This is a genomic window from Sanguibacter sp. 25GB23B1 (assembly GCF_040012415.1).
In the GTDB taxonomy this organism is placed as follows: domain Bacteria; phylum Actinomycetota; class Actinomycetes; order Actinomycetales; family Cellulomonadaceae; genus Sanguibacter.
This window is the reverse complement of sequence record NZ_JBDYKL010000016.1, coordinates 33,086-47,836: the sequence shown is the minus strand read 5'-3', so window position 1 is coordinate 47,836 and position 14,751 is coordinate 33,086. Positions and strand designations below refer to the sequence as shown.

Below are 14,751 nucleotides of genomic sequence, written 5' to 3'. Positions count from 1 at the left end.
GGCCCCTTCCGATTGCTGTGCAGCGGTCGCGTTCGACCCGCAGGCATCGCTCAGTGAGGTGACCGTGATGGGCACCGGGGGCGGGAACCTGCGGAAGATTTCTGGCTCAGGCTACACGCCGTGATCACGTGCGCACACCGAATGTTCACGAACGCTCATGGGCACAAGTACCCATGGCGCATGCCGTTCACCGACCGTCGGTCGGCAGCGTGACCAGCGAGAGCGTCGGTATGCGACGAACATCCGTTGTGCACCACGGATCGCCTCGACCCATCATCGCCAGCCATCTGCGGCTGGCAGGCCGGTCAGCCGACCGTGCCCGAGGGATCGAGGAGCCCCGCCTCGACGAGGGCGCTCCGGACGTCGGCGACCTCGGGACCGGTCGCCGGCACCTGCGGCAGACGCAGCCCGCCGTGCGGGATGAGGTCGAGCTCCCGGAGCGCAGCCTTGACCATCACGACGCCGAGCCCGGCGGACATGATCGCGTCGATCACCGGCACGAGTCGCGCGAAGCCCTCGGCAGCGGCGACCACGTCTCCGCGACGGAACGCGTCCCCGACCTCCCGCAGCTCCGCGCCGGCCACGTGACCGATGACGCTGACGAGCCCCACGGCACCATGAGCGAGGAACGCGAGATAGAGGGCGTCGTCACCGCTGTACCAGTCGAGGCCGGTCCGCCCCATGGCCTGCACCGCGGAGTAGACGTCCCCGGTCGCGTCCTTCACGGCGACGATCTTGTCGTGGCCAGCGAGGCGGTCGTAGGTCGCGGGCGCCAGCCGCACACCGGAGCGTCCAGGGATGTCGTAGAGCATGACGGGCAGGTCCGTGGCGTCGGCGATGGCCACGGTGTGCTGCACGATCCCGTCCTGGGACGGCCGCGAGTAGTACGGGTTGACGACGAGCAGACCGTGGGCACCTGCCTCTTCAGCCTGTCGAGCCATGCGGACGGAGTGGTCGGTGTCGTTGGAGCCCGCGCCGGCGACGATCACCGCGCGGTCCCCGACCGCGTCGACGACCGCGCGCACGAGGTCGGCCTTCTCGGGCGCGTGCGTCGTCGGCGACTCTCCGGTCGTGCCGTTGAGCACCAGACCGTCGTGACCGTTCGCGACGAGGTGCTCGGCGAGCGCGACGGCCGCCTCGAGATCGACCGAGCCGTCCGGGGCGAAAGGGGTCACCATCGCCGTGAGCAGCGTGCCGAACGACTGTGACCGAGGTGTGGGAGGCGCCATGGACCAAAAGTACCTCGCTCGCACGCGCTCCCTCTCCTTCGTCCGTGGGGCGCACCGGTCCGGACGAGCCCGTCGTGCGCGCAGCCGCGTTCCGACACCGTGGTTTCCAGTCGGGGACTGCCGCGAGAACAGTGCGTGAACGACGGCGAACTTCTGCCGAACTCGACGCTGACCTGCGCGGACGCGTGTGAGGATCGCCGCAGGAACCGGCCCCGCCCGGCCTGCCTCTCCCTGCCCTGCACGCCCATCGAGGAGCAACACACGTGACTGCACCCAGCGGCCCGCCCACCGGCACCGCCGTCATCTCCCACCGAGGCGACACGGTCGACCACCGCGAGAACACGCTGGCCGCGATCCGGTCGGCGATGGACCACGGAGCGCACGCCGTCGAGGTGGACGTCCAGCTCTCAGCCGACGGGATCGCCGTCCTCGCCCACGACGAGACCTTCGAACGCGTCTGGGGCGACCCGAGGCCGGTCGCGTCGATGACCTGGTCCGAGATCGCGACGCTCGGGAGCGGCACCGACCGCGTCCCGCGTCTCGAGGAAGCACTCGAGCTGTCGGTCGAGAGCGGTGTCCCGCTGGTCCTCGACCAGAAGCACCCGGCAGCAGGGCTCGCAGCCGCGCGGCTGGTGGAGCGCACGGGCGCAGACCTCACGCAGTACTGCGGCTCGACCGAGGGTCTCCTCGGCATCCGGTCCATGGACCCCGGAGCGGTGATCTACCTCAACGACACGTCGCTCGGGCTCCCGGACGTGCGGCTCCTCGCAGCGCTGCGCCCCCGGTACTACAACCCGTACTGGCGGTTCCTCGCCCCAGCGACCGTCGAGGCGATGCACGCGTTCGACATCCTCGTCAGCTGCTGGACACCGAACGAGGACGCAGAGCTCGCCCTCGTCCTGGACATGGGGGTCGACGGCGTCATGACGGACCGGATCGACCGGCTGCAGCTGCACGTCGACAAGCGCGCGGCATGAGCGCGTCGGTCCTGACCGAGCCGAGCGTCCGCGGGTCGTCGAAGTCACCGGACGCACCGGATGCCCCACGGGAGCCCGTGCGCCAGCGCAGCCACTGGGTGCGGCACCGCAAGGAGTACCTGACGTTCCTCCTCTTCGTCACGCCGAACATGGCTCTCATCGCCCTGTTCACGTACCGGCCCCTGGTGCTCAACGCCCAGTACTCGACGCTGCGCTGGAATCTCGGGTCCGACACCGCCACGGTGATCGGGATCGACAACTACGTGCGGTGGTTCACCGATCCGCAGAGCCTCGAGGTCGTGCGCGTCACGACGATCTTCACCCTCGCCACGGTCGGAGCGACGCTCCTGCTCGGTCTGGCGCTCGCGACGGTCCTGAACCGTCCGCTGCGCGGGCGGACCTTCGCACGGTCGGTCGTCTTCGCCCCGTACGTGCTGTCCGGCGTCGGTGTAGGCATGGTCTGGCTCTTCATCTTCGACCCCACCTACGGGGCTCTGTCGGCCGTCCTGCGCGTGTGGGGCGCGACGAGCCCGCAGTGGTACCTCGACCGGGACTGGGCGCTGGTCATGGTCATCGTCGTCTATGTGTGGAAGAACCTCGGCTACGCCGCTGTCATCTACCTCGCCGCGCTCCAGTCCGTCCCGAAGGACGTCCTCGACGCCGCCGCGCTCGACGGAGCCGGGCGGTCGCGCACGTTCTGGCAGATCACCGTGCCGCTCCTGTCGCCCACCACGTTCTTCCTCGTCATCACGACCGTCCTGTCCTCTCTGCAGTCCTTCGACCTCATCCACGTCATGACCAAGGGCGGCCCCCTCGACGGGACGACGACGCTCATGTACCAGGTCTACGTCGAGGCGTTCGTCACGGGTCGCGCCGGGTACTCGTCCGCGATCTCGATGATCCTCTTCACCGTCCTGCTCGTCATGACGCTCGGTCAGATGCGCTTCCTCGAGACGAAGGTGCACTACTCGTGAGCACTCCCACCCGCACCGCACGTCGGAGCCCCGCCCCGGCCCTCGGCGGGCACCTCACGCTCGCGGGAGCGACGCTCATCGTCGTCCTCCCCCTCGTGTGGATGGTCCTGTCGTCGTTCAAGAGCTCGGGCGAGATCGTGTCCCTGCCCATCCAGTGGTTGCCCACCAGCCTCGCCCCGGACAACTACGTCGAGGCCGGGCGCACCGCGCCCTTCGGGCGCTTCTTCCTCAACAGCGTCATCGTCACCGCCGTCGGGGCGAGCCTCAAGGTCCTGCTCGCACTGCTCACGGCCTACGGTCTGGTCTTCATCCGCTTCCCGGGGAAGAAGATCATCTTCGCGGGGATCCTCGTGGCGCTCATGGTCCCTGCGCACATGTCCCTCGTGCCCAACTACACGCTCATCGCCGGCTGGGGCGGGCGCAACACGCTCTGGGGCATCGTCCTCCCCGGTCTCGGGACGGCCTTCGGCACGTTCCTGCTCCGACAGCACTTCCTGTCGCTGCCGCGATCCATCGTCGAGGCTGCGGAGATCGACGGCGCCGGGCACTGGCGCAGGCTCGTGAGCATCGTCGGGCCGGTCAGCGCGCCGACGATCGCCACCGTCGCCCTCATCTCCATCGTCGGCGAGTGGAACGAGTACCTCTGGCCGCTCATCATCGTCGACACCCCCGAGCTCATGACGCTCCCGGTCGGTCTCACGCTGCTCCAGAACATCGAGCCGGGTGCCACCGCCTGGGGCGTCCTCATGGCCGGGACCGCCTTCGTGCTGGTCCCCGTGCTCCTCGTCTTCGCGGCGCTCCAGCGCTACATCGTCGCGGGACTCACACAGGGCGCCGTCACCGGCTGACGGCCCCGCCCCTCTGCTCCCCGTCCCACAGACCATCCCCGCACACCCACCACGACAGGACACCTCATGCCCCTGCTCCGCCTGCCCTCCTCCCGCTCAGCTCGCGCCGGCGCGTCGTCCGAGCTCGCGCTCCCGCGCCCGGGCCTCGACCGGCGCTCCTTCCTCGGCCTCTCCGCCGCTGGCGCCGCCGCACTCGCCCTCTCCGCGTGCGCCGGACCGTCCACGGCCGGCGGCTCGTCGAGCGCGAGCGCCTCCCCCGCGCTCGACTACTCGGGCGTCAAGCCCGCCTCAAAGATCACCATGTGGTCCAACCACCCAGGCGGGTCGCAGGACGTCGAGACCGAGATCGTCGAACGCTTCAACGCGAGCCAGTCGGCCATCACCGTCTCGCTCGTCACCGCCGGCGCCAACTACGAAGAGGTCGCCCAGCGCTTCCAGACCGCCCTCGCGGGCGGCGGCCTGCCTGGCCTCGTCATCCTCTCCGACGTGTGGTGGTTCCGGTACTTCATCAACGACTCGATCATCCCGCTCGACGCGGTGCTCGAGGCCGTCGAGATGGAGACGGACGACTTCCGCCCGAGCTTCTTCGCCGACTACCAGTACGACGGCGCCCAGTGGGCCGTCCCCTATGCACGCTCGACGCCGGTCTTCTACTACAACAAGGCGCACTGGGCGACGGCCGGGCTCCCCGACCGTGCTCCGGCCACGTGGGACGAGTTCGGCGAGTGGGCACCGCGCCTCAAGGCTGCCGGCACGGGCGTCATCAACGCGTTCCAGTACCCGGCCATGGCCGGGTACGCGGGCTGGACCTTCCAGAACAACGCCTGGGGCTGGGGCGGCTCGTACTCGGACGGCTGGGACGTGACGATCGACCAGCAGCCCGTGGTCGACGCACTCGAGTGGATGCGCCAGGGCGTGAACGTCGACAAGTGGGCTGGCATCACGAGCAACGACCAGGCGACCGACCTCGCCTCCGGCGCCGTGAGCGCGACGGTCAGCTCGACCGGCTCCCTCGTGGGCATCCTCGAGTCCTCGACGTTCGACGTCGGCGTCGGCTTCATGCCCGGCGGCCCCTCGGCGACCGAGCCCGTCTGCCCGTCCGGCGGCGCCGGTCTCGGGATCCCCAAGGACATCACGCCGGAGGAGCAGCTGGCCGCCGCGACGTTCCTCAAGTTCCTCACCTCACCCGAGAACGCCGTCGCGTTCTCGGGTGCGACCGGGTACATCCCTACCCGGACGTCCGCCGACGTGAGCGCCCTCGTCGCCACTGCGCCGCAGATCCAGACGGCGATCGACCAGATCGAGGTCGTCCGGACCCAGGACTACGCCCGGGCGTTCCTCCCCGGCGGGGACAAGGCCGTCGCCGACGGCGTCGGGCGCGTGCTCACGCAGGACGAGGACCCGCAGGCCGTGCTCACCGAGGTGCGCACGCAGCTGGAGGAGATCTACACGACGGACGTCGAGCCGCTGCTCGCCTGAGCCGTCGTCGGTGCAGAGTCCGCCCGGCGGTACGTGACGAACCGGTAGCGCAGTCCGGTGGTCGACACCGCGTCGACCGCCGCGAGCGCGTCCGGTCCGTGCCCTGCGCCCTCCGCCGTCTCCGGTCGGCCCGCCACCGCGGTCCAGCCGGCGTCGACGGGGGGCGCCCAGGCGTCCCCGTCGACCTCCGTGTCGACGTACGTCACGACGAGGAGGTCGGCGCGGTCCATCGCGGCCGCGTAGACCTGTGCCCCACCGATGACCCAGGCCGTCTCGACGCCGGGCGTCTCGGCCGCCGCTTCGAGCGCCGCATCGAGACCCGCGACGACGCGCGCCCCCGGCGCCTCGTAGCCCGGCTGACGGGAGAGGACGATGTTCGCCCGGCCCGGCAACGGGCGGAAGCGGGCCGGGAGCGACTCCCAGGTGGCCCGACCCATGATCACGGGCGACCCTGCCGTCGTCCGGCGGAAGTGCGCGAGGTCCTCGGGCAGGTGCCAGGGCAGCGCTCCGTCTGCTCCGATCACACCCGCCGTCGACTGCGCCCAGACGAGCCCGAGCTCCGGCCGGAGCGGCGTGGGGCTCATACGGCGATCGGTGCCGCGATGGTCGGGTGGTGGACGTACCCGTGGACGACGACGTCGTCGAAGTCGTAGTCGAACAGCGACGCGGCCTTGCGCAGCTCGAGCTGCGGGAACGCGTAGGGCTCACGGGACAGCTGCTCCCGGACCTGGTCCTCGTGGTTGTCGTAGATGTGGCAGTCGCCTCCGGTCCAGACGAAGTCACCCACCTCGAGACCGGCCTGCTGCGCCATCATGTGCGTGAGCAGCGCGTAGCTCGCGATGTTGAACGGGACGCCGAGGAACAGGTCGGCCGAACGCTGGTAGAGCTGGCACGAGAGCCGGCCGTCGGCGACGTAGAACTGGAAGAACGCGTGGCACGGCATGAGCGCCATCGCATCGAGATCGGCGACGTTCCATGCGGAGACGACGATGCGACGGGAGTCGGGGTTCGACTGCAACGTCTCCAGCGCCTGGGTCATCTGGTCGATGTGCCGGCCGTCGGGCGTCGGCCAGGACCGCCACTGGACGCCGTAGACGGGTCCGAGCTCACCGTCCTCGTCGGCCCACTCGTTCCATATCCGGACACCGTGCTCCTGGAGCCACCGGACGTTCGAGTCGCCGCGCAAGAACCACAGGAGCTCACCGACCACGGAGCGCAGGTGCACGCGCTTGGTCGTCACGAGCGGGAAGCCCGCGCGCAGGTCGAACCGCATCTGATGACCGAAGACGCTCCGGGTGCCCGTGCCCGTGCGGTCGGACTTGGCCGCGCCGTGCTCGAGGACGTGTCGCAGGAGGTCCTCGAACTGGGTCTGCGGGGTGGGCGCGCCGAGAGCCGGCTGGTCTCCTGAGGTCATGGGTTCATCCTAGGTCGCGGTCTCCTCGGACGGTGCGCCAACGTTCGGGAGGAGGCTCCGAGCCCGCGATCAGAACAAACCGACCGGTCGGGTCGCGATCATGGATACTGTGACGATGAACAGTGCCTCCTCCACGTCCCCCGGCCTTCCCGCACGCCTGCCCACAGGGCTGCTCGTCGACGGCACCTGGACCACCGCCGACGGTGACGGTGTGTTCGAGGTCCGCAACCCCGCGACGGACGACGTCCTCTGCGAGGTCGCCGACGGCCGCCCGTCCGACGGGCTCCGAGCGTTGACCGCCGCCCACGAGGCCTCCGCGACCTGGCGCCGGACACCCCCACGGGTGCGCTCCGACCTCTTGAGAGCCGTGTTCGAGCGGATGCTCGCCCGCACAGAGGACATCGCGGCGATCATCACCGCGGAGGGAGGCAAACCCCTCGCAGAGTCGCGCGCGGAAGTCGCCTACGGCGCCGAGTTCGTCCGCTGGTACTCCGAGCAGGCGGTGCGCATCCCCGGGACGGTGCGCTCCGCCCCCGCGGGCGGGACGCAGCTCCTCCGGCGTCGGCCCGTCGGACCGGCCCTCCTCATCACCCCGTGGAACTTCCCGCTCGCCATGGCCACGCGCAAGATCGCGCCCGCGCTCGCCGCCGGCTGCACGGTGGTCATCAAGCCGGCGAGACTCACACCGCTCACCACACTGTTCGTCGCCGAGCTGTTCCGAGAGGAGCTCGCTGCGCGCGGCCTGCCGACCGGGGTCGTCAACGTGGTGCCGACGACGAGATCCGGCCCGATGACGGAGCCGATCCTCGCCGACCCGCGGTTGCGCAAGCTCTCCTTCACGGGATCCACCGAAGTTGGTCAAGAGCTCCTCCGCAGTGCAGCGCAGGGAGTCCTGCGCACGTCCATGGAGCTCGGCGGCAACGCACCGTTCCTCGTGTTCGCCGACGCGGACCTCGACGCGGCGGTCGAGGGCGCGATGGTCGCCAAGATGCGGAACGCCGGCCAGACCTGCGTGGCCGCCAACCGCTTCCTCGTCCACGCCGCCGTGGCCGACGAGTTCGCGGAGCGCCTCGCCTCCGCGTTCGGCGACCTCGTCGTCGGCGACGGCGCTCAAGCGGGTGTGACCGTCGGCCCCCTCATCGACCGCGGCGCCGTGGAGTCGGTGCAGGACGCCGTCCGATCGGCGGTCGACGGAGGGGCCCGCGTGCTCATCGGCGGGGACGCACCCACCGGGCAAGGATCCTTCTACTCCCCCACCGTGCTCACCGAGGTCTCGCGCGACGCACGCGTCGTCACCGACGAGACCTTCGGCCCGGTCGCCCCGATCGTGACGTTCGACTCGGACGAGGACGCTCTCAGCCTCGCCAACGGGACCGAGCACGGCCTCGTCGCCTACGCCTACACCCAGGACCTGGGACGTGCGCTCATGCTCTCGGAGGAGATCGAGGCGGGCATGATCGGCATCAACCGCGGCCTCGTCTCCGACGCGAGCGCGCCGTTCGGCGGGCTCAAGCAGTCCGGCCTCGGTCGCGAGGGCGGCGAGGCCGGCCTCGACGAGTATCTCGAGACCGTCTACGTCGCCCTCTGACAGGGCACGCAGGCGGCCGAGGTAGGGTCGGGCGCATGGCACTGTTCACCGAGTCCGCAGACGTCTCCGTCCGTCCGGCAATCCCGGGCGACGACGCCGTGGTCGCCGACGTGCAGGTGTCGGCGTGGCACGCGTCCCACGCCGACCTGCTCGGCGAGGACGTCCTCGCGTCGCTCGACCGCGAGCGGATCCGTCACCAGTGGGAAGCCGCGATCACCGCACCGCCCGGTCCGGGCTACGCCGTCCTCGTCGCGTGCGAGCGTGCCGACGTCGTCGGCTTCGCGGCCGTGGCGCCCGGCGTCCTCGTCGCGCTCGAGGTGGCGCCCGCGGCGCAGCGTTCCGGCCACGGGTCCCGGCTCCTCTCCGCCGCGGTGGACAGGCTGCGGTCCGACGGCGCGCACGAGGTGAGCACCTGGGTGCTCGACGACGACCCGGCACGCGAGCAGTTCCTCGCGGGCGCGGGCCTCGGACCCGACGGGAAGACGCGCACCCTCGCGACCGGGCTCCGAGAAGTCAGGGAGAACCGCTGGTCCGCGACCATCTGAACGCGTGCTCTAGGCCTTCGACGCACCGTGGCGTTGCGCCCGGAACAGCTGAGCAGCCGTCCGCAAGGAGGAACGAGCCCGCTTACGGTCCCGGGCGGCGTCGTACGCGAAGGCGAGGTGGTACCACGCCGACCAGCTCTCGGGGTTCGACTCGACCGTGCTCCGGGCCGCCCCGAACGCCGCGTCGGCTGCCGCACGGTCGATCCGTCCACCGGGCGACCGCGGCAGGTCGTCGAGCGGGAGCGCCCCGCGAGCGGCGAGATCGTCGGCCATCCGCTGCACGGTCATCCCGAGGTGCCACTCGCGAGCGATGAGCCCGACGGCCAGCACAGGGATGACGAGCACGCCCAGGCCGATGCCGATCGCGACGGGCTCGCCCGTCGCCACGAGCGCTGACGCACGCCCCGCGATCTGCCAGATGTAGAGCGCGAGCAGGACGGTCACCGCGACCGCCCCGAGCAGCCCCTTCGTGCTCATCCCCGACCTCATGACAGGTCCAGGACGTTCTCGAGCCCCACCGTGAGGCCGGGGCGACCGACCACCTCGCGGACGGCGAGCAGGACGCCCGGCATGAAGGACACACGATCGAAGGAGTCCTGCCTGATCGAGAGCTGCTCGCCGACGTTCCCGAAGAGGATCTCCTCGTGGGCGACCAGCCCCCGCAGCCGGACAGCGTGGACCCGGACACCGTCGACGTCAGCGCCACGGGCGTCGTGGCCCGTCTCGGTGGCATCGGGGCTCGGAGCGATCCCCGCGTCGGCACGAGCGGCCGCGATGGCCGCCGCAGTGTGGCGAGCTGTCCCGCTCGGGGCGTCGACCTTGTCCGGGTGGTGGAGCTCGATGACCTCGACGGACTCGAAGTAGCGGGCGGCCTTGGCGGCGAAGGTCATCGCGAGGACTGCTGAGAGCCCGAAGTTGGGGGCGATGAGGACCCCGGTCCCGGCGGCAGCGACAGCAGGCTGCGCGAGGTGCTCGCGCACCCTCTGACGGCTCTCGTCGGTCCAACCGGTCGTGCCGACGACCGCGTGGATGCCCGCGTCGAGGAGCGCATGGACGTTCGCCTCCGTGACGCCCGGGACGGTGAAGTCGACGGCGACGTGCGCGCCGGACGCGCTCACCACGGAGAAGTCGTCGCCGGCGTCGTAGCGGGCGACCAGCTCGAGGCCCGGTGCCGCCTCGACCGCCGCGCACACGGTCCGTCCCATGCGCCCGGCAGCGCCGAGCACCGCCACCTTGAGACTGTCCGGGCGAGGGGTCGGGGCTGAAGAGGTCACAGGAGTCGTCACGGGGCGAGCCTAGCGCTCTGAGCGACAGGCGCAGGACGCCGTCGACGCCGCAGGACCCACCGGACGAGGAGCACCGTGAGGACGACGAGGAGGACCGCGGCGAGGACGGGGACGACGAGCGCGAGCAGGACGAGTCCGAGCGATGCGCCGTCCTCGACGGTGCTCGCGACGATCCCACCGGTACCGAGCGTCATGATGTTGATCACCGGCCGCGCTGCCGACTTCACGAGGTGGAGGCACAGCGCGATAGCGACACCGATGAGGACGGGAACCCACCGCTCGACCGCGAGGACGTCCGACGGATCGTCGACCGCGAGCGTCTGCGAGGCGGAACCGGCCCCGAAGACGATGCCCCCGGAGCCGGGCCGCACGACCGTCTGCACGATGTCGTTGACGGAGTCGACGGCGGGAATCTTGTCCGCGATCATCTCGACGACGAGGAGCACGGCGAGACCGCCGAGGAGCCACTCGTTCGTCAGCCACGACCATTGGTCCGGGATGGTGACGATGGACGTGAAGCGTGCGAGCAGCCCCATGACGATGAGCGGGATGTACGCGTTGAGCCCGGCTGCGCCCGCGAGACCGACGCCGGTGGCGAAGCTCAGCACGCGGGATCAGTCCCCGAAGGGCCCGACCCGCACGACGGACCGGGGCCGCGCCGCGAGGTCCTTGGCCAAGGACTGGACGTCCTCGGCGGTCACCGAGCGCACGCGGTCGAGGGACTCCTCGATGCTCAGCAGCTCGCCGTTCACGAGGTCGGCCTTCCCGAGCCGGCTCATCCGCGACCCCGTGTCCTCGAGACCGAGGACGAGCCCGCCGCAGAGCTGACCGACGCTGCGCACGAGCTCGGCGTCGGTGATGCCGGTGTCAGCAAGACGTTCGAGCTCGGTGACGAGCAGAGCGGTCACCTCGTCGATCTTTGCGGGCGCGCAGCCTGCGTAGAGCCCGAACGTTCCTGTGCCGCCGTGCCCGGACGCGAAGGAGTAGGTGGAGTAGGCCAGCCCGCGCTGCTCGCGGATCTCCTGGAAGAGCCGGGAGGACATCCCGCCTCCGAGGACCGCGCTGAGGACGGACAGGACGAAGCGGCGCTCGTCGGTCGCGGACAGTCCCGTCGATCCGATGATGACGTTGGCCTGCTCGACGCTGCGGCGCACGGTCAGCTCGGTGCCGACGGCACCCACACCCTCCACGTCGCTCGTGTCGCGCCGCGCACGGGGCACGGCACCGTGGGCAAGGTCCCAGCCGCCGGTCGTCAGCGCAGCCTCGACCTGCGCGACGAGCGCGTCATGGTCCACGCCGCCGGCCGCCGAGATGACGAGCGTCTCAGGTCGGTAGTGCCACTGGTAGTGCTCCCACACGGCATCCCGCGGCACGGCCCGGATCGCGTCGGGCGTTCCGCCGATCGGGCGCCCGAGGGCGTGCCCTGCGAGGACTGCCGAGGCGAACTCCTCGTGGACGACGTCCGAGGGGTCGTCGTCGTTCATCGCGAGCTCTTCGAGGATCACTCCACGCTCGGTCTCGAGCTCGTCCGCGTCGATGCGCGCGGAGGTCACCATGTCGGTGATGACGTCGACCGCCATGGGCAGGTCGGAGTCGAGGACCCGCGCGTAGTAGCAGGTGTGCTCCTTGCCGGTGGCGGCGTTCGCCTCGCCGCCGACGGCGTCGAACGCCTCGGCGATGTCCATCGCGCTGCGGCGAGCGGTGCCCTTGAAGAGGAGGTGCTCGAGGAAGTGGGTCGAGCCGTGGTGCCCGCTCGTCTCGTCGCGGGACCCGACGCCGACCCACGCTCCGACGGTGGCGGAGCGCAGGCCGGGCATGTGCTCGCTGAGCACACGAACCCCGCCGGGCAGGACGGAGCGACGGATCGTCGCCCCGTCCTGCCCGGCGGTCAGCTCATTCTCCGGCGAGCCGGCGGGAAGGAGCGGAAGGTTCCACGTCACGTCAGGCGTCGACCTGCTCTGCGCCGGCAGCATCGTCCGCTGCCGTCTCGGACTCCTCGATGACTGCGTGCAGCGAGAGCTTCCCGCGGGGGTCGACCTCTCCGATCTCGACCTGGACCTTCTGGCCGATCGAGAGGACGTCCTCGACGTTCTCGACACGCTTTCCGCCGACGAGCTTGCGGATCTGGCTGATGTGCAGCAGCCCGTCCTTGCCCGGGGACAGGGAGACGAACGCGCCGAAGGAGGTCGTCTTGACGACGGTCCCGACGAAACGCTCGCCGATCTCGGGGACGTGCGGGTTGGCGATCGCGTTGATCGCCGCACGGGCGGCCTCGGCCGACGGGCCGTCGACCGCACCGATGTACACGGTGCCGTCGTCCTCGATGGAGATGTCCGCGCCGGTCTCCTCCTGGATCTGGTTGATCATCTTGCCCTTCGGGCCGATGACCTCGCCGATCTTGTCGATGGGGACCTGGACCGCGATGACGCGGGGCGCGTACGGGCTCATCTCGTCCGGTACGTCGATGGCCTCGTCGAGGACGTCGAGGATGGCGAAGCGAGCGTCGCGTGCCTGGGTCAGCGCGGCACCGAGGACCGAGGCGGGGATGCCGTCGAGCTTCGTGTCGAGCTGGATGGCCGTGATGAACTCACGCGTCCCGGCGACCTTGAAGTCCATGTCGCCGAGTGCGTCCTCGGCTCCGAGGATGTCGGTGAGGGCTGCGTAGCGGGCCTCACCGCCGGTGAGGTCGGAGATGAGACCCATCGCGATGCCGGCGACGGGTGCCCGCAGGGGGACGCCGGCGTTGAGCATCGACAGCGTCGAGGCGCAGACGGAGCCCATGGACGTCGAGCCGTTGGACCCGAGCGCCTCGGAGACCTGGCGGATCGCGTACGGGAACTCCTCGCGGCTCGGGAGGACCGGCATGAGCGCGCGCTCGGCGAGCGCTCCGTGACCGATCTCGCGACGCTTGGGGCTGCCCACACGGCCGGTCTCACCGGTCGAGTAGGGCGGGAAGTTGTAGTTGTGCATGTAGCGCTTGCGCGTCTCCGGACCGAGCGAGTCGATCTGCTGCTCCATGCGGAGCATGTTCAGCGTGGTGATGCCCATGATCTGGGTCTCGCCGCGCTCGAAGATCGCGGAGCCGTGCACGCGGGGGACGACCTCGACCTCGGCGGAGAGCGTGCGGATGTCCGCGAGACCGCGGCCGTCCATGCGCACGCCGTCGGTGAGGACGCGCTGCCGGACGAGCTTCTTCGTCACGGCACGGAAGGCTGCGGAGAGCTCCTTCTCGCGGCCTTCGAAGGCGCCTGCGAGCTTCGCGACCGCTGCGTCCTTGATCTCGTCGAGGCGCGACTCGCGCGCCTGCTTGTCGGCGACGGTCAGCGCCGTGGCGAGGTCGGTCGAGACCGCACCCTCGACCGCGGTGAACGCGTCGTCCTGGTAGTCGAGGAAGACCGGGAACTCACGGACGGGCTTCGCGGCCTTCGCGGCGAGCTCGGCCTGCGCCTCGCAGAGCGCCTTGAGGAACGGCTTGGCGGCCTCGAGGCCCTCGGCGACGACCTCTTCGGTCGGGGCTGCGACGCCCTCGTCCTTGATGAGCTTCCACGAGTTGTCCGTGGCCTCGGCCTCGACCATCATGATCGCGACGTCGTCGCCGACCACACGACCGGAGACGACCATGTCGAAGACCGCGCGCTCCTTGTCGGAGTACTTGGGGAACGCGACCCACTGGCCGTCGATGAGCGCGATGCGCACTCCGGCGATGGGGCCGGAGAACGGCAGGCCGGAGAGCTGGGTCGACAGCGACGCGGCGTTGATCGCGAGCGTGTCGTACGCGTCGTCCGGGTGGATGGCGAGGACGGTCACGACGACCTGGACCTCGTTGCGCAGGCCCTTGACGAACGTCGGGCGCAGCGGGCGGTCGATGAGACGGCACGCGAGGATCGCCTCGGTGCTCGGGCGTCCTTCGCGACGGAAGAACGACCCGGGGATGCGACCGGCGGCGTACATCCGCTCCTCGACGTCCACCGTGAGGGGGAAGAAGTCGAACTGGTCCTTGGGGTGCTTGCCGACCGTGGTGGCGGACAGCAGCATCGTGTCGCCGTCCAGGTAGGCGACGGCGGAGCCGGCGGCCTGGCGTGCGAGGCGGCCGGTCTCGAAGCGGACGGTGCGGGTGCCGAAGCGCCCGTTGTCGATGATCGCTTCGCTGAACTCGATCTCGGGACCCTCCATGGGTGCCCTCCATTTCTCGGAGTGGCCCACCCGCTGCGCACCTGGCGGTCTTCGATCGAAACCCACGGAGAGGCGCGCAGGGCGACTGCTGCTCCGGAGGTCACTACCGAGGACCGGACGAGGTGGGTCGGGCTGGACCGGTGTGTGTCGTGGTGCTCTGTGTCGTGCGGTGGATCGTGTCGTGCGGTGGATCTGGGTGGTGCAGCGATACCGAACCAGCCCGGACCCTCGAAGGGTC

14 protein-coding genes are annotated in these 14,751 nt (G+C 70.4%); 6 read left to right on the top strand and 8 right to left on the bottom strand.

The genetic code is table 11. From position 1 onward, the window contains the following. Positions 1-305 precede the first annotated feature (305 nt). Positions 306-1,229, bottom strand: coding sequence for a 4-hydroxy-tetrahydrodipicolinate synthase (gene dapA, locus ABKW26_RS10685; protein ID WP_348593516.1), 924 nt, complete (start codon positions 1,227-1,229; stop codon positions 306-308). A gap of 263 nt (positions 1,230-1,492) precedes the next feature. Between dapA and ABKW26_RS10680 the strand changes: the two genes are divergently transcribed. From ABKW26_RS10680 to ABKW26_RS10665, 4 genes are all read left to right on the top strand, one after another. Next, entirely contained in the window at positions 1,493-2,206 is a 714-nt protein-coding gene (locus ABKW26_RS10680; protein ID WP_348593514.1) for a glycerophosphodiester phosphodiesterase, read from the top strand. Continuing rightward, the gene (locus ABKW26_RS10675; protein WP_348593512.1) at positions 2,203-3,180 is read left to right on the top strand and encodes a sugar ABC transporter permease; all 978 of its coding nucleotides are present in this window, start codon (positions 2,203-2,205) and stop codon (positions 3,178-3,180) included. The genes ABKW26_RS10680 and ABKW26_RS10675 overlap by 4 nt, the downstream gene beginning before the upstream one ends. Beyond that, positions 3,177-4,028, top strand: coding sequence for a carbohydrate ABC transporter permease (locus tag ABKW26_RS10670; protein ID WP_348593510.1), 852 nt, complete (start codon positions 3,177-3,179; stop codon positions 4,026-4,028). The genes ABKW26_RS10675 and ABKW26_RS10670 overlap by 4 nt, the downstream gene beginning before the upstream one ends. Before the next feature lie 66 nt (positions 4,029-4,094). Further along, positions 4,095-5,507 carry an ABC transporter substrate-binding protein gene (locus ABKW26_RS10665; protein ID WP_348593508.1) on the top strand — a complete coding sequence of 471 codons (1,413 nt, stop codon included), beginning with the start codon at positions 4,095-4,097 and terminating at the stop codon, positions 5,505-5,507. Here ABKW26_RS10665 and ABKW26_RS10660 read toward each other — a convergent pair. After that, positions 5,474-6,091 carry a dihydrofolate reductase gene (locus ABKW26_RS10660; RefSeq protein ID WP_348593506.1) on the bottom strand — a complete coding sequence of 206 codons (618 nt, stop codon included), beginning with the start codon at positions 6,089-6,091 and terminating at the stop codon, positions 5,474-5,476. The genes ABKW26_RS10665 and ABKW26_RS10660 overlap by 34 nt on opposite strands. Beyond that, entirely contained in the window at positions 6,088-6,921 is an 834-nt protein-coding gene (locus ABKW26_RS10655; protein WP_348593504.1) for a thymidylate synthase, read from the bottom strand. The genes ABKW26_RS10660 and ABKW26_RS10655 overlap by 4 nt, the downstream gene beginning before the upstream one ends. Before the next feature lie 115 nt (positions 6,922-7,036). On the opposite strand from ABKW26_RS10655, the gene ABKW26_RS10650 reads away from it, so the two are divergent. Together ABKW26_RS10650 and ABKW26_RS10645 are read left to right on the top strand one after the other, a co-directional pair. After that, the gene (locus tag ABKW26_RS10650; RefSeq protein ID WP_348593502.1) at positions 7,037-8,509 is read left to right on the top strand and encodes an NAD-dependent succinate-semialdehyde dehydrogenase; all 1,473 of its coding nucleotides are present in this window, start codon (positions 7,037-7,039) and stop codon (positions 8,507-8,509) included. Positions 8,510-8,544: 35 nt separating this feature from the next. Continuing rightward, entirely contained in the window at positions 8,545-9,054 is a 510-nt protein-coding gene (locus tag ABKW26_RS10645) for a GNAT family N-acetyltransferase (protein WP_348593500.1), read from the top strand. A 9-nt stretch (positions 9,055-9,063) separates the two neighbouring features. Here ABKW26_RS10645 and ABKW26_RS10640 read toward each other — a convergent pair whose 3' ends face one another. Genes ABKW26_RS10640 through ABKW26_RS10620 form a run of 5 tightly spaced genes read right to left on the bottom strand, consistent with a single transcriptional unit; the run spans position 9,064 to position 14,513 of the window. Further along, positions 9,064-9,531, bottom strand: a complete 468-nt coding sequence (locus ABKW26_RS10640; RefSeq protein ID WP_348593498.1) for a hypothetical protein — start codon at positions 9,529-9,531, stop codon at positions 9,064-9,066. An 8-nt stretch (positions 9,532-9,539) separates the two neighbouring features. After that, complete coding sequence (gene dapB, locus ABKW26_RS10635; RefSeq protein ID WP_348593496.1) at positions 9,540-10,340, bottom strand: 4-hydroxy-tetrahydrodipicolinate reductase; 801 nt, start codon at positions 10,338-10,340, stop codon at positions 9,540-9,542. Continuing rightward, positions 10,337-10,948 carry a DUF4126 domain-containing protein gene (locus ABKW26_RS10630; RefSeq protein ID WP_348593494.1) on the bottom strand — a complete coding sequence of 204 codons (612 nt, stop codon included), beginning with the start codon at positions 10,946-10,948 and terminating at the stop codon, positions 10,337-10,339. The genes dapB and ABKW26_RS10630 overlap by 4 nt, the downstream gene beginning before the upstream one ends. Before the next feature lie 6 nt (positions 10,949-10,954). Then, a complete protein-coding gene (locus tag ABKW26_RS10625; protein ID WP_348593492.1) occupies positions 10,955-12,280 on the bottom strand; it encodes a pitrilysin family protein in 1,326 nt (441 codons plus the stop codon). Between the two features lies 1 nt (position 12,281). Next, positions 12,282-14,513 carry a polyribonucleotide nucleotidyltransferase gene (locus ABKW26_RS10620; RefSeq protein ID WP_348593490.1) on the bottom strand — a complete coding sequence of 744 codons (2,232 nt, stop codon included), beginning with the start codon at positions 14,511-14,513 and terminating at the stop codon, positions 12,282-12,284. Between the last annotated feature and the right edge of the window lie 238 nt (positions 14,514-14,751).

Excerpts from the sequence above, each read along its gene's own strand:
- ABKW26_RS10640 (WP_348593498.1), bottom strand. The coding sequence starts at position 9,531 with ATGAGCACGAAGGGGCTGCTCGGGGCGGTCGCGGTGACCGTCCTGCTC.
- ABKW26_RS10660 (WP_348593506.1), bottom strand. The coding sequence starts at position 6,091 with ATGAGCCCCACGCCGCTCCGGCCGGAGCTCGGGCTCGTCTGGGCGCAG.
- ABKW26_RS10645 (WP_348593500.1), top strand. The coding sequence starts at position 8,545 with ATGGCACTGTTCACCGAGTCCGCAGACGTCTCCGTCCGTCCGGCAATC.
- dapA (WP_348593516.1), bottom strand. The coding sequence starts at position 1,229 with ATGGCGCCTCCCACACCTCGGTCACAGTCGTTCGGCACGCTGCTCACG.
- ABKW26_RS10655 (WP_348593504.1), bottom strand. The coding sequence starts at position 6,921 with ATGACCTCAGGAGACCAGCCGGCTCTCGGCGCGCCCACCCCGCAGACC.
- ABKW26_RS10675 (WP_348593512.1), top strand. The coding sequence starts at position 2,203 with ATGAGCGCGTCGGTCCTGACCGAGCCGAGCGTCCGCGGGTCGTCGAAG.
- ABKW26_RS10650 (WP_348593502.1), top strand. The coding sequence starts at position 7,037 with ATGAACAGTGCCTCCTCCACGTCCCCCGGCCTTCCCGCACGCCTGCCC.
- ABKW26_RS10665 (WP_348593508.1), top strand. The coding sequence starts at position 4,095 with ATGCCCCTGCTCCGCCTGCCCTCCTCCCGCTCAGCTCGCGCCGGCGCG.
- ABKW26_RS10620 (WP_348593490.1), bottom strand. The coding sequence starts at position 14,513 with ATGGAGGGTCCCGAGATCGAGTTCAGCGAAGCGATCATCGACAACGGG.